11 protein-coding genes are annotated in these 13,561 nt (G+C 66.2%); 1 reads left to right on the plus strand and 10 read right to left on the minus strand.

What is annotated here, in order from left to right; all coding sequences use genetic code 11:
• Positions 1 to 15: 15 nt before the first annotated feature.
• From ACFSQR_RS14825 to ACFSQR_RS14850, 6 genes are read right to left on the minus strand one after another with little or no spacing between them, the layout of a single operon-like run.
• Positions 16 to 3,273 carry a pilus assembly protein gene (locus tag ACFSQR_RS14825; protein WP_377730706.1) on the minus strand — a complete coding sequence of 1,086 codons (3,258 nt, stop codon included), beginning with the start codon at positions 3,271 to 3,273 and terminating at the stop codon, positions 16 to 18.
• Positions 3,274 to 3,293: 20 nt separating this feature from the next.
• Positions 3,294 to 3,881 carry a hypothetical protein gene (locus ACFSQR_RS14830; RefSeq protein WP_377730707.1) on the minus strand — a complete coding sequence of 196 codons (588 nt, stop codon included), beginning with the start codon at positions 3,879 to 3,881 and terminating at the stop codon, positions 3,294 to 3,296.
• Positions 3,878 to 4,936 carry a PilW family protein gene (locus ACFSQR_RS14835; protein ID WP_377730708.1) on the minus strand — a complete coding sequence of 353 codons (1,059 nt, stop codon included), beginning with the start codon at positions 4,934 to 4,936 and terminating at the stop codon, positions 3,878 to 3,880. Before ACFSQR_RS14835 ends, ACFSQR_RS14830 begins: the two co-directional genes overlap by 4 nt.
• Positions 4,933 to 5,514, minus strand: a complete 582-nt coding sequence (locus ACFSQR_RS14840; RefSeq protein ID WP_377730709.1) for a prepilin-type N-terminal cleavage/methylation domain-containing protein — start codon at positions 5,512 to 5,514, stop codon at positions 4,933 to 4,935. The genes ACFSQR_RS14835 and ACFSQR_RS14840 overlap by 4 nt, the downstream gene beginning before the upstream one ends.
• A gap of 7 nt (positions 5,515 to 5,521) precedes the next feature.
• Positions 5,522 to 5,989, minus strand: a complete 468-nt coding sequence (locus ACFSQR_RS14845) for a GspH/FimT family pseudopilin (RefSeq protein WP_377730710.1) — start codon at positions 5,987 to 5,989, stop codon at positions 5,522 to 5,524.
• Entirely contained in the window at positions 5,983 to 6,381 is a 399-nt protein-coding gene (locus ACFSQR_RS14850) for a type IV pilin protein (protein ID WP_377730711.1), read from the minus strand. The genes ACFSQR_RS14845 and ACFSQR_RS14850 overlap by 7 nt, the downstream gene beginning before the upstream one ends.
• A gap of 216 nt (positions 6,382 to 6,597) precedes the next feature.
• Here ACFSQR_RS14850 and ACFSQR_RS14855 point away from each other — a divergent pair, with 216 nt between their 5' ends.
• Positions 6,598 to 8,247, plus strand: a complete 1,650-nt coding sequence (locus ACFSQR_RS14855) for a peptide chain release factor 3 (protein ID WP_377730712.1) — start codon at positions 6,598 to 6,600, stop codon at positions 8,245 to 8,247.
• Between the two features lie 74 nt (positions 8,248 to 8,321).
• Here ACFSQR_RS14855 and ACFSQR_RS14860 read toward each other — a convergent pair whose 3' ends face one another.
• From ACFSQR_RS14860 to ACFSQR_RS14875, 4 genes are read right to left on the minus strand one after another with little or no spacing between them, the layout of a single operon-like run.
• Positions 8,322 to 9,722, minus strand: a complete 1,401-nt coding sequence (locus tag ACFSQR_RS14860; RefSeq protein ID WP_377730713.1) for a sensor histidine kinase — start codon at positions 9,720 to 9,722, stop codon at positions 8,322 to 8,324.
• Positions 9,719 to 11,113, minus strand: a complete 1,395-nt coding sequence (locus ACFSQR_RS14865) for a sigma-54-dependent transcriptional regulator (protein ID WP_377730714.1) — start codon at positions 11,111 to 11,113, stop codon at positions 9,719 to 9,721. The genes ACFSQR_RS14860 and ACFSQR_RS14865 overlap by 4 nt, the downstream gene beginning before the upstream one ends.
• A 21-nt stretch (positions 11,114 to 11,134) precedes the next feature.
• Positions 11,135 to 12,316 (minus strand): ABC transporter permease, encoded by a 1,182-nt coding sequence (locus ACFSQR_RS14870; RefSeq protein ID WP_377730715.1) that lies wholly within the window; start codon positions 12,314 to 12,316, stop codon positions 11,135 to 11,137.
• Complete coding sequence (locus tag ACFSQR_RS14875; RefSeq protein ID WP_377730717.1) at positions 12,316 to 13,554, minus strand: ABC transporter permease; 1,239 nt, start codon at positions 13,552 to 13,554, stop codon at positions 12,316 to 12,318. The genes ACFSQR_RS14870 and ACFSQR_RS14875 overlap by 1 nt, the downstream gene beginning before the upstream one ends.
• Positions 13,555 to 13,561: the final 7 nt, after the last annotated feature.

Genomic DNA, 13,561 nt, shown 5'->3' on the forward strand with positions numbered 1-13,561 from the left:
GACCGTCTTGCTCCACTACTTGGTATAGGTGTAGGAGCGCTTGCGTTTGGAGTTGATCGCCGGACGGATCTTCTGCGGGCTGATCGCGACCGAAGCACCGCCGCTCTTCTGCACGGCGCCGATGACCACCGACACCGCACGTCCCGCCACCGGCACGCCCGACGCCATCACCGGCGATGGAGGCAGGCCGCCGCCGATGAAGATCGATGAGCGCTGTCCGCCGCAGGTGCCGTCCACGCCGATCCCGCCCGATGCGTTAAACAGGTTGACCCAGTAGCCCTTCGCTTCGCCCAGCGCCGCCGAGCAGCTGGTCGAGGAGCCCGACATCGGCCGGTTGGTGCTGAAGGTAACCATGCCGCTGGCGATCAGCGCGCTGGTCACCACCTGCTCACCCTGCGCCAGATCCATGTACCAGCCGGCCAGGTTCCCGGTCGGAAGCACGCCCGGCGAGCTGCACGTGGTGTTGGCACTGTAGTCGGACATTTCGTCGAGGTCGTACGCCAGTTCGCTGTTCGACACCGTCAGGTCGTCCAGGCGGACGTAGAAGCGGTTGCGCACCTCGTTGTACGGGTACTGCCAGGCGAGCGGATGCTCGCGGTCGCCGCTGCCGATGGCGATATACACCTTGTTGCGCGCAGCGAACAGGGCGGGGCCGAACAGGAACTTGCGGCCGTCGCCCGAAGTGAAGGCAACCTTGTAGGCAGCCCAGTCCTCGCGCGCCAGCGCCTCGCGGGTCTCCGGTCCGTCGATGAAGTTGATGCGGTAGATATTCCCGCCAATGTCGGCCGCGTAGGCGTAATCGGGCATCGCGTCGTTGTCGATGTCGACCAGCGAGATGTCGGCGGCAACGCCGCGCGCGGTCGGGAAGCTGGCCAGCAGCGCGCCCGTGTCGGCGTTCAGCACGTAGACGAAGCCGCCCTTGGTCGAGCTGCAGGCCGGCAGCTTGAGGTTGGCGTCCTCGCAGCTGTCGTAGCCACCGCCCACTACAATCACCGGGGTCTCGGTGGAGAACCCCTTGATAAATGCCACCGCAGGGGTCGACCAGGTCTGGCCGATACCTTCCATGCCGTCCGTGCAATTGAGGTCGTTGGTCAGGTTGGGGCAGCCCGCCTTCCACTTGAATACAGGTGCGGTCGGGGTGCTCACGTCCAGGGCGTAGATCATGCGGCCGCCGCGGCGCATGGTCGGGAAGACCCATACTGCGGAGCTGTCGGCGTTCTGGTAGACGCCGGTGGAGCCATCGAAGAAGTAGTCCTTCGGCATGGCGGTCGCCGAGGTCGACGGCCCGCTCGCCGTCGGATAGTTCAGCTGCGGCGTTTCGGTCTTCAGGCGCTCCAGGCGCGGGAAGAATTCGGGTGCGATGAACGCCCAGTTCTCCTTGCCGGTGGCGGCGTGCACCGAACGGAACGTTCCGTCGTTGGCGCCGTAGTACACCACCACGCCGGTCGTGCCGCCGTAGTTGATCGGCAGGGGGCGCGAGTGGATCACGTCACCGTGGATCGATGGCCGGGTCGTGGTCAGCGAATTGGTGCCTTTTTCGTTATTGACATCCTCGCCGCGGATGAAGCGCACGACGCTGTCGGACAGTCTGCTGGACGTGGTATTGAACGCGGTCAGGCCGCTGGTGCCCTGGGTGTAGATGGTGCGGTTGACAGCATAGGTCGGCGAGGCAGTCGTGGTGGGCGGATTGTTGCCGTTCCTGAGCACCTGTGCCACGGCGCCTTTCTCGACCAGTGGGCCGTCGGGCGAATCGGAATACGCATCGGCGACCGTGCAGCTGCCGGCCGGATCAGGGTTGATGCCCAGGCCCGCCCAGTAATTGCCGCTGCCGCTGGTCCAGTAGGAGATCGCGCATGGCGTCACGAAGCCGGTCAGCGTGTTAACCGCCAGCTTGCCGGTCACGTCGCCCAGCTCGATGGTGTCGCCCCGGCTGATCAGCTGGTAGCGCTTCAGGTTGCCGAACCAGCGCGGGCTTGCGTCCGGATCCGGACGGAACATCCCGATGAACACCTGGTTTTCGTTCTGCGAGCGGTTGGTCGCGTTGACCGGCAGGGAAGTGGAGGCGAAGCTGTTATTCACCGACAGCACTTCGCCCAGGATCTCTTCCATCGCATTCATGATGGCCTGTTCGCTCTGGGCTGCGAAGTACTTGCCGCCGCCGACCTTCGCCATGCTCAGCAGGAGCGAGGTGTGCACCGCGTTAGGCTGCTTGTTGTACACGTCGATGGTATAGGTGGTGACGTACGGGCGAACGTCGCTGCCGGCTACCGGCACGCCTTTGTCGTGCATGAAGCGCGCCCATTCGTCCGCGTTCATCGGACGGGTATCGGTGGAGCTGCCGCCGGTGGCGACGTTGGTGATTTCCTCGTTGGTGCCGATCACATGGTAGGTGCTGGTGTTCGGGGCGCAGGTGAGGGGAGCCGGCTGGACCGGGGCGCCGATCGAGCATCCCTCCGAATACGCGGCGCACTTGGTCGCGAATGCCGGCAGTTCCGCCTCCGCCGCTTGCTGGTTTGCATAGCAGGCGGTGGTGGTTCCCACCGATGCAGGAACCAGGATCTTGCTGGAGGTGAAGGCGGGCAGGCCAAGCTGCGCGGTGATGCCGCCCAGCCCCGCCAGCGCCTGTGTATTGGAGCTGGGGTCGGAATCCGGGCCGGACGAATTCGGGTTGCCGATGAAGATGATGAACGAGCGGCCGCAGGTAGCCTCGTTGGTCAGCGGCGCCTTGAACTTGCTGTACAGGGTGGTGTAGCCATTGGCGTCGGCGGTGCCGGACGGCGTGTTGGAACCGGCCGTGGAATTGGCGCCGGCGAAGTAGTTGTAGACGTCCCGCATCAACGTGCCATACGGCGCGCTCGAGTTGCGCTTTTCGGTTGGCGAGTTAATGTTGGCGTAGATCGTGTCCAGCTTCGCCTTCAGCGCTGTCTTGTTCACGTCGTTCATCGGCGAGACGGCATGCCGCACGTAGCCGCCCTCGACGTTACCCGGCACGAATTCCATGATGCCCACGTTGACGTTGGCATTCAGCTTGGTGATGGCCTTCTTGATCGCGCTGACTTCGGCCTGGCCCTGGGTGATCCCGCCGGGCCACTGCTGGGACTGGCGCGACCAGTTCGACGTATTGTCGAGCACGATCAGGATGCGCGGGTTGACCGCGGCGCCGGCCGATGCGCCGGTAAAGATGTCGATGTCGTCGGCGCGCGAAATGGCTGGCGCCAGTGCGATGCCGGCGGCCAGCGCGGCAGCGAAGGCACGTGGGAAGATGGTGTGCATGCTTGATTCTCCTTGACTGCTTATTCAGGGCAGCTGGTTTCGATGTCGTCGCGCGCGACGCGCACTGCAACGCCCTGCGTCACTTCGACCCTGGCCTCGGTGACGGTGTCGGTGGCAACCGCGTTCAGCTCCCACAGGCTGTCCGCGCACAGCGATTCGCCGGTCACGCTGCCGGATACGCCGAAGCTCTGGCTGGCGCCGAGCGCGCAGCCCACGTCCTCTTCGTCCGAGACGTCGAGCTGGGTATTCATCACGCTGCGGGCACGAATGCAGGCGGGCGCCGGGGTCAGCTCCACTTTCACGTCCTGGGTGCCGTCGCCATTGACGTCGACGCAGCGGGTGTTGGGGACGCCGTTGCACGGTTCGTCGAGAGAGTTGCCCGGCGTGGCGAAGAACTGCGTGCTGGAGATGGTCTCCTCGATCACCTGGCGCGCGGCGGTCTCGCCTTCGGCCTTGGCCTGCATGTTCGACACCACCTGGATGCCCGAGCGGCTCATATTGAATGTGGTGAGCGCGAGCAGCGTGATCAGCACCAGCATGATGAGGCCGACAATCAGCGTCACGCCGCGCTGGCGGGCCAATGGCCGGTGCATGGTGGTGCGCCTCATGGGGCTTTCCTTCCGGTGGGGTTGGGCAGGTTGACGAGCGACTGGAACACGTGGCGCTTGAAGCCATCGTTGGCGGCGGCCACCGTGTTCGCGGTGCCGTCGCTGAGGTAGCCGAGCTGGTAGGTCTTGGTGTCGGTGTGGCCCGCGGTCGGGACCGTGTTTCGGGCCAGCAGGCTCACCCGGGTGGCTAGCACGTTGCTCCAGTTGGTGATGGCGCATGCGGCCAGCGCGCAGCCATTGAAGGTGGCCGGGTCGGTCGCATAGGAGTCCGCCGCGCCGTCGGCGTCCGTGTCCATGCCGTACTCCAGCTGCATGTTCTGGATGCCTTCCACCAGCGGGACGATGCGGAACGCGGCCTCGCCGTCGGAGCGCAGTTCGGCGCGCTTGAGCGTCGGGATCCCGTCGCCTTCTTCGTTGTTGGCTGCGATGTAGTAGATGTGGACCTGCAGGCGCCGCAGCGCCGCCGCGGTCTCGCAGTCGCGCCGGGTCAGGGGCAGGGCGGCAGCGTCGGTGCCCACGGCGAAGAAGGTGTCCGGGTTGCCCGAGTTCAGCTCCGACACGTTGTCGCACAGGGAGGCTTGCAGGAACGGTCCGCCGTCGGCGACCGCCTCGCAGTCTTCCGCGCCGGCGATGCAGGTGTTCGCGTGGCGCACCACCAGGATGTCCGTGCCCGCGGCAATGTCGTCCAGGCAGGCGAGCGCAGTGGCGCTGGCATTGTCCACGCCCTGCACGTGCAGCTTGAGCGACGCCTTGACCTCGTCCATGTCGACGCTGCAGGCGTCGGGCACGGTGGCCGGCGCCGGCAGCACGGTCGGATCGAACTCGGCGTAGAAACCGGCGTTGCGCAGGTCGGTGCCCATCAGCTGCATCGCGTAGCGGCCGTTCTCCACCTGGCGGCTGGCCGTTTCCAGCGCCGCCTGGGCATTGTTATTGTTGACGAACAGGGTGGTCATGCCGGCGATGATCATCAGGCCGAGCGCAACCGACACCATCAGTTCGGCCAGGGTGAAGCCGCTCTGGCGGCGGGCAGGCTGGCGCATGGTTGGGCCCTTCATGAGCAGGTCGTCAGTCCGACGGTGATGCGCGAGCTGATCGCGCGGCGGAAGGTGTCGGTGCCGTAGGCGTTCCTGCCGCAACTGAGCGCCGGTGCGCGCGTCTCGTGCAGGCCCTGCCAGGCCACGGTGACGCGGTACACGGCCGGCGTGCACACGCCCGGCGCCGGGTTGGCGATGGTCACCTGCTCGATGCAGCCGCGCGCGCCGATCATGCCGCCGACCTGCGTACCCGATTCGTCCACTTCGGCGGCGCCCTTGAGCGCGGCGCTCCATTCGCACAGGTCGCGGTCGACGCCGGGGTCCGCTTCCGAGCAGTCGGCCGGCTGTTCGTCGGCGGTGCCGAACGTGCCGACATAATCGGCGGCCGCGTCGCTGTTCACGTTGATGCGGCTGGTCATGTCGTCCAGCAGGATGATCGCTTGCGCGCGCTGGTAGGACTCGACCGAGCCGACCTGCGCCTTGGCCTGGAAGGCCGCGACCCCGAGCAGGCCGAATGCCACGATCACGAGCGTGACCAGCACCTCGATCAGGCTGGTGCCGCGCGCGCGCCGCAGCGCGGTGTGATTGAAATGGTTCATATGGTCCTCAGCACGCGGTTTTCTTGATGGCCGGGCGGCCCGACAGGTCGACCGTCACGCAGCGCACGTTGTCGGTGGACTCGGCGCCCAGCTCGAACTCAGGGGCGGTGTCGCCGGACAGGCGGCCGGTGCCGCTGTACACCACCGAGTCGGGACCGCTGATGGTCAGGTTGGAATACCGGCCCTGCGCGCCGATCGGGCTGTCGCCGCCATCCGAAATGGTCCAGCCGCCCGCCCATCCGTTCGGCGATGGACTGATTTCCACCTCGGTGTTGCGCTTGATTGCCTCGCTGCGCGCAAGCAGCAGTGCGGTGTGGATGTCGCTCGATGCCGCCTTCACGCGCTGGGACGCCACCATGTCGGTCATCCCTGGCGCGGCCACGCCGGCCAGTACGGCAACGATGGCCAGCACGGTCATCAGCTCGACCGCGTTGACGCCGCGCTGGCGGACCGGCGATGTGAAGGGTTTTACCATGGCCCGGTCTTCGCGCCGGTGTTGTCGATCGTCAGCGCGTCGTCGCCGGCCATGGCGCCGCCTTCGACCGGACTGGCGGTGATGGTGAATTCGGGAGGGGGACCGTCGCCGGTTTCGATCTCGATCTCGTAGTGGCGTGCCACCTCGGCCGGCGTGGTCATGTTCAGGGCGGCTACGGTGTCGGCATAGCTGCGCGAGTCGGCCATGAACTGCTGCTGGCGCTGGGCCAGGTCGACCAGGTGCGCCTGCGCCGCGGCGCGGTGGCCGCGCTGCACGTAGCGGGTGTAGGACGGGTAGGCGACCGCCGCCAGGATGCCGACCACGGCGCAAACGATCATCAGTTCGATCAGCGTGAATCCGCGCGAACGCGGCAGGCGGGTGCTCAGGTGCATGGCGGTCCTTATGTTGTTGTAGGGCATCATTTACTCCGTAGTCTAATCGAAGTTCCTGTCATTTCCCTGAGGAAATGCTGACAGGAAGCTGACAATGTGGCGCCGGACGCATCAGCAGGGGCTTCCCCGGCCCGGGCAGGCGGCGCCAGTGGCGCGGCAGGGGTGCTTCGCGGTAGAATTGCAGGTTTCCCCGCACTGCCCGCAGAGGGCGCGAATATGTCGAACGAGCTCGAATCCACCCAGGCGCCTGTCGCGCCTTCCAGCAAACCGCAGGCCGTGATTGCGCGCGAAGTGGCGCGCCGCCGCACGTTCGGCATTATCTCCCACCCCGACGCGGGTAAGACCACCCTGACCGAAAAGCTGCTGCTGTTCTCGGGCGCGATCCAGATGGCCGGCACGGTCAAGGCGCGCAAGAGCGCGCGACACGCTACCTCCGACTGGATGGAGATCGAAAAGCAGCGCGGCATTTCGGTGGCATCGTCGGTGATGCAGTTCGAATTCCGCGACCACGTGATCAACCTGCTCGACACCCCGGGTCACCAGGACTTTTCGGAAGACACCTACCGCGTGCTGACCGCGGTCGACTCGGCGCTGATGGTGATCGATGCGGCCAAGGGCGTGGAATCGCAGACCATCAAGCTGCTGGACGTGTGCCGCATGCGCAGCACGCCGATCGTCACCTTCATGAACAAGATGGACCGCGAGACGCGCGATCCGCTCGAACTGCTTGACGAGCTGGAGTCGGTGCTCAAGATCCAGTGCGCGCCGGTGACCTGGCCGATCGGCATGGGCAAGAGCTTCCGCGGCGTGTACCACCTGATGCGCGACGAAGTGATGCTGTTCACGCCGGGCGAAGAAAAGGCCGACCAGACTTTCGAAGTCATCAAGGGCATCGACAACCCGCGCCTGGACGAGATGTTCCCGCTCGAGATGGAGCAGCTGCGCATGGAAGTGGAGCTGGTGCACGGCGCCTCGCATCCGTTCGACCTGGAGCAGTTCCTGGCCGGCGTGCAGACTCCGGTGTTCTTCGGTTCTGCGATCAACAACTTCGGCGTGCGCGAGATCCTGTCCGCGCTGGTCGACTGGGCGCCAGCGCCGAAGGGCCGCGACGCCACCGTGCGCGAGGTGCAGCCGACCGAGGAACCGTTCACCGGCTTCGTCTTCAAGATCCAGGCCAACATGGACCCGGCGCACCGCGACCGGATCGCGTTCCTGCGCGTGTGCTCGGGACGCTTCGAGCGCGGCATGAAGGTCAAGCACCTGCGCCTGGGCCGGGAAATCAAGGTGTCGTCGGTGGTGACCTTCATGGCATCGTCGCGCGAGCAGGTCGAAGAAGCATACGCGGGCGACATCATCGGCCTGCCGAACCACGGCAACATGCAGATCGGCGACAGCTTCTCGGAAGGCGAGATGCTGACCTTTACCGGCATTCCGTACTTTGCGCCGGACTTCTTCCGCTCGGTGCGGATCCGTAACCCGCTCAAGCTCAAGCAGCTGCAGAAGGGCTTGCAGCAGCTGGGCGAAGAGGGCGCGGTACAGGTGTTCAAGCCGGTGCTGGGCAGCGACGTGATCCTGGGCGCGGTGGGCGTGCTGCAGTTCGAAGTGGTGGCGAGCCGCCTGATGAACGAATACGGCGTCGATGCCGTGTTCGAGGGCACCAGCATCAGCAGCGCGCGCTGGGTCAGCAGCGACGACAAGAAGGCGCTGGCCGATTTCGAAGCTGCGCTCGGCCACAACGTGGCCTACGATGCGGCCGGCAATCTTGCCTACCTGGCGACTTCTGGCGTCAACCTGCGCCTGACCGAGGAGCGCTGGCCGAAGCTGAAGTTCCACGCCACGCGCGAGCACGCAGCCAAGCTGGATTAACGCAGGGATGGGGACCGTCCCCCAAAAAGGGACCGTTCCCAGTCTTCAGTAATACCGTTAGTGCTGGCACAAGATCAGTGGGCGGTTCCCTGCGGAGACAGCCCCCGGGCTGCCGGGAACCAGATATCGAAGCGGGTCTCGCTATCCGCATCGGGCGCCAGCGAGAACGTGCACCCATGCCGGTTCAGCACCTCGCGCACGAACATCAATCCGATCCCCTGGCCACCCTTCTTGGTGCTGAAGAACGGTGTGAACACATGGTTTCCCGCCGCCGCCAGCTGCCGTCCCGAGTCCGTGACCGACAGCCGCACACGTTCGCCTTCATCCGCCAGCGCGATCCGTATGAACCCACCCCCGGCCCCGCGCGCATCCACGGCTTCCACGGCGTTCTTCACGACATTGAGCAGCGCCTGCTCCAGCAGCTGGCGGTCCACCTGCTGTGGCGGCACGCTGTCGCAGCGGCTCCACTCCAGCGCGATCCCGCGCGCATTGCACTGCTCCCGGTTCAGCCACAGGATGTCGTCCATGACCTCCTTCAGGCTGACAGGCCGTAGTTCCGGCTCCGGCATCTTGACCACCCGCGTGAAGCGCTCGATGAATTCGCCGAGGCTGACATTGCGCCGGCGGACGGCAACGACCGCCGTGGTGAAATCGTCCGCATCGCGCGGGGCCAGCTGCTTCGCGTAGAACAGCAGCGATTCGAGCACCGAGCCGGTAGCCGCCACCGTGTTGTTCACTTCATGCGCGAGAACGCGGATGAGTTTTTCGTAGGCAGCGCGCTCGGAGCTCTCCAGTTCCGCAGTCAGCTCCTCGACCATGACGAATTCGCGCGCGAAACCGCGGTCGTAGAACTGGCCGCGCTGCGCGCGGAAGCGGCGGCCTTCCGGATCGGTCAGCAGGCGGCGTTCCCCGAGCGGCAGCGCGTCCAGCTGCGCGATCAGGTCCAGGCTGCGGGCGCGCGTGCGCTCGTCCATCGCGCCCGACAGCCTGGCGCGTCCATCCAGCCATGCTGCAAGCGGCTGGCCTTGCGGATGTTCCAGGCCCAGCAGCGTGGCCGCGCTCGCGTTCAACAGGCTCACCCGGCGATCGAAGTCGAATACCAGGACCGCACTCGGCGTCGCCTCCAGCAGCCGGTTCAGGAATCCCTGCTGCTCGCCGATCTCGAGCCGTTCGCGGTGGAGCGTGGCGAGCAGGGTGTTGAACAGGCTGACCAGTTCATCCAGCCCGGGATCGCGCGCGGGCGTCAGGCGGTTGGCGTACTGCTGGTCCTGCAGCAGGTCGCGGAAACGGCGCGTGTAGCTGAGTGGTTCCAGTGCCTGGCGCAGCAGGAAAAAGCCGCCGACCAGGCTCGCCAGCAGGCCGGCTTCCGCCGCGATGAACCTGACTGGTTCGGCATGCCACAGCAGCGCGACAAGGCCGAACAGCACCAGGTGCAGTCCGGCGAGGTAGGCGAGCAGGCGGGCCCTCAGGCTCATGCGGCGTTCTCGCCGCCGGGTTCGATTAGTCCGAAGCGCTCCAGGCGGCGGTACAGCGCGGTGCGCGACAGGCCGAGCGCCTTGGCCGCGCGCGAGATGTTCCCGGCGTGCTGCTCCAGCGCGCGTTCTACCATGTGGCGCTCGACCTGTTCCAGCGTCATGCCGTCGACACCGAAGCGGTGCGCTGCCGCTGCCTCGCCGCCGGCTGTGGCGACGAAGTCCGCCTGCGCCAGCTGGTCCTTCCCGGACAGCAGCATGGTGCGTTCGATGGTCTGGCGCAGCTGGCGGATGTTGCCGGGCCAGGGCTGCGTCGCCAGCCACTCCATCGCCTGCGGGGCGATCGTGGCCTCGGGCAGCCCGTAGCTGGTGGCGACGCTCGTCGCGATGTGCCGCGCCAGCAGTGCGATGTCGCTGCGCCGCTCGCGCAGCGGCGGCAGCCGGATCGTGATCAGGTTCAGGCGGTAGAACAGGTCCTCGCGGAATTCGCCGGCCGCGACCAGCTCCGCCAGTTCGCGGTTGGTGGCAGACACCACGCGCACGTCGGCCTGCTCGGTATGGCTGGCGCCCACCGGCTGGAAGCGCTGGTCCTGCAGCACGCGCAGCAGCTTGACCTGGTCGGCGCGATTCAGCTCGCCGATCTCGTCCAGGAACAGCGTGCTGCCGTCGGCGCTGGCGATGTGCCCCTTGCGGTCGGTGCGCGCGTCGGTGAAGGCGCCGCGCACATGGCCGAACATCTCGCTTTCGAACAGCGACGGCGTGATCGCGCCCATATTGATCTTGACCATCTCCTTCGCAGCGCGTGGGCTGTTGCGGTGGATGGCATCGGCGATCAGCTCCTTGCCGGTGCCGCTTTCGCCCAGGATCAGCACCGGGGCGCGCGTGTGCGCGACCTGGCCGACGGTGGCGAGCACCTGCAGCAGCGAGGGGTGGTTGCCGACAATGCCGGAGAAGTCGTACTGGCCGTCGAGCGTTTGCCGCGACGGTACCCGCGCCGAGGGTTGCGCACCCAGGCCGAGCGTCGCCTCGATCAGCTGCAGCAGCTGCACGTTGTCCCACGGCTTGGTGAAGAAGTTGGCCGCGCCGCCCTGGACGCCTTTGACGGCGAGGGCGATCGAACCCCACGCCGTCATCAGCAGCACCGGCACGTCCGGATGCCGGGTGCGGATGTCGGCCAGCAGCGCCAGGCCCTCGGTGCCGCTGGTGGCGAGGGAGAAGTTCATGTCCTGCAGAATGAGGTCGACCGGCTCGCGTGCCAGCAGGTCGAGCGCCTGCTGCGGGCCGTCGCAGCAGCGCGTGTCGAAGCCCGATTGCTTGAGCAGCAGGGCGAGCGAGACCTGTACCGCGCTGTCATCGTCGATGACCAGGACGCGCTGTTTGCGGGATGCTTCCATGGGGGCGTGATGTCCTTGTTCTTATTCGTAATGCAGCGCCTCGGTGGGGCTGAGCCGGCTCGCGCGCCAGCCGGGGTAGAGGGCGCACAGCAAGGATATCAGATAGATCACCAGCATCGATACTGCCGCTGCGGCGATGAACACATTCCAGTCCAGTACCACGCTCAGGGCGCCGGTCAGCGGCAGCTGCACCAGCAGCACCAGCCCGACCAGCATCGCGATGGTACTGAGCAGCATCTGCTCCGCAACGACCTGGCGGTAGATGCCGGTGGCGGTGGCGCCAATCGCGCGGCGCAGGCCGATCTCCGGGATGCGCCGGGTGGTGTTCTGCCACAGGACGCCGAACAGCCCGAACGCCACCATGACCAGCATGAAGGCCGCGACCACGGCCAGCACCGCCAGCGGCGACAGCACGCCCTTGAGCATGGTGGAACGCAGGTCGGCCAGCGGCGAGATCTTGTAGCCCCAATCATTCCTCACCTGCATGAGCTTGCGTTGCAGCCTGGTCTCGAACGCGCGCGCCGTGCCCGGCTTCAGCCGGATCATCAGGGTGTTCAGCCCGAACTGGTCTTTCCCCGGCGTCGACCGCATGATCACGTAGCTGGCCGGCAGCGAGAGCTCGCCCCTGCCGCGATATTGTTCCACCACGCCGGCCACCTTGAACTTCGAATCGCCGCGCTCGAACTCCTTTCCGACGGCGGGGCCGTCCCTGAACAGTTCCCGCGCCAGCGTGCGGTTGATGATGACGGGGACCACGGCGGCGCCGTTGTCGATGTCGGAGAACCAGCGGCCCCCGGCGAGCGTCATGCCGGCGACCTCGAAGAAGTCGTCGGACACGGTGATCAGGTCGGTGAGCACCTGGGCGCCGCTGGCGGGCGACTTGACCTGGCTGGTCCAGCTGGACATCGTGAACGGCGTACTGGTCGAAAAGGCCGCCTTCTCGACTTCCGGCAGTTCCTCGGCGGCGCGCTTGAAGCGGTCGTACAGCTCGGGATGGTGGTTCAGGTCCCGGGAGCCGCTGTTGATGTCGACCGCCCACACATCCTGGTGGGCGAAGCCGATCGGCACCTGGTACAGCCGCAAAGCGACAAGCGAGGCGGCGGCGACCGCGAACACGACGGCGAACGCCAACAGGATTTCCAGGCTCAGCATGAGGTTCCTGGACTTGCGCTTCCAGGTCAGTGTCAACAGGTGGCGAAACATCAGGCGGTTCCCTTCAGGGCAAGGACTGGATCGAGGCGCGACATCTTCCAGGCCGGGATCAGGCCGGAGAGGATGCCGAAGACAAAGGTAATGAGCGTGCAGTAGCCGACCACCGCGAGGTTGAGGTTCACCTTCAGGTAGGGGATCAGCCCCGACCCTTCCAGCCATGCGAGGATGGCGGCCGTGAAGGCCAGGCCGATCACGCCGCCGATCAGGCAAAGGACGGTGTTCTCGATCAGGAACTGCCCGGCCAGCTGCGCACTGGTCGCGCCGAACGACCTGCGCACGCCGATCTCGGAGCTGCGCTCCAGTATGCGGCCGGTGTTCAGGTTGATCAGGTTCAGGGCCGGCAGCAGCATGAACAGGAACATGGCGGTGGCGATGATCATGACCAGCGTCCCGGCGCCGGAGTCCGGCTTGTTGTTATTGACCAGGATGCCGCGCGCGATGTCGTCCAGCCTGGAGTCGGCCCACAGGTGCGTGACCGTCAGGTCGCCGTTCGGCGGGATGCGTCCCGCGATCTGCATGACTTCGTTCTTGATGCGGCTGACGTCCGCCGTGCTGTCGGCCAGCAGAAGGGCGCTGAACGGGCCCTCCATGGCATCCCTGTAACTGGAGGTGGGGAAAGTGGTAACCGGCGCCCAGATCTCGGAATAGGCATGCAGCTGGGCCGGGATGTCGGCGACCACGCCGATTACGCGGAACGCCTGCCCGGCCACGTCGAGCGGCTGGGCGACCGCGGGGCCGGCGCCGAACAGGCGCCTGGCCACGCTTGCATTGATGACCGCGACCATGTGGCCCTGCTGCTCGTCCTCGAGGGTCGGCAGCCTGCCGGCCAGCAGCTTGAAGTCGAAGATCTTCCAGTAGTTGGTGTCCACCCGGCGCAGGTCGAGTTCCGTCACCCGGTCGCCCTGGTACACCGATACCAGGCTGGCGGAGGTGGCCGCCGCAACAAGGTGCGCCGACTGCATCGGCTTGAGGTACTTGTCGATCAGTTTGTAGCCGAGCCGGGAAGTGGCGCGCGAGCTTCCGTCCGCGCTGGATTGCGTCAGCTTGGACACTTCCAGGAAGCGTCCGCTCTTGCCCTCGATACCGCTGGGCTGCAGCAGGCTCTCGAGCAGGGCGGTGCTCACCATCAGCACCACCAGCGTGAGCACGATGCACAGCAGGTTAATCGCCGTGAACAGCTTGCGGCGCATGAACACATTCCACGCGGTCAGCAGATAATTTCTGAACATGCGTGCC

The sequence above is a fragment of the Pseudoduganella sp. GCM10020061 genome (genome assembly GCF_042683405.1).
Taxonomy (GTDB): Bacteria; Pseudomonadota; Gammaproteobacteria; order Burkholderiales; family Burkholderiaceae_D; genus Telluria.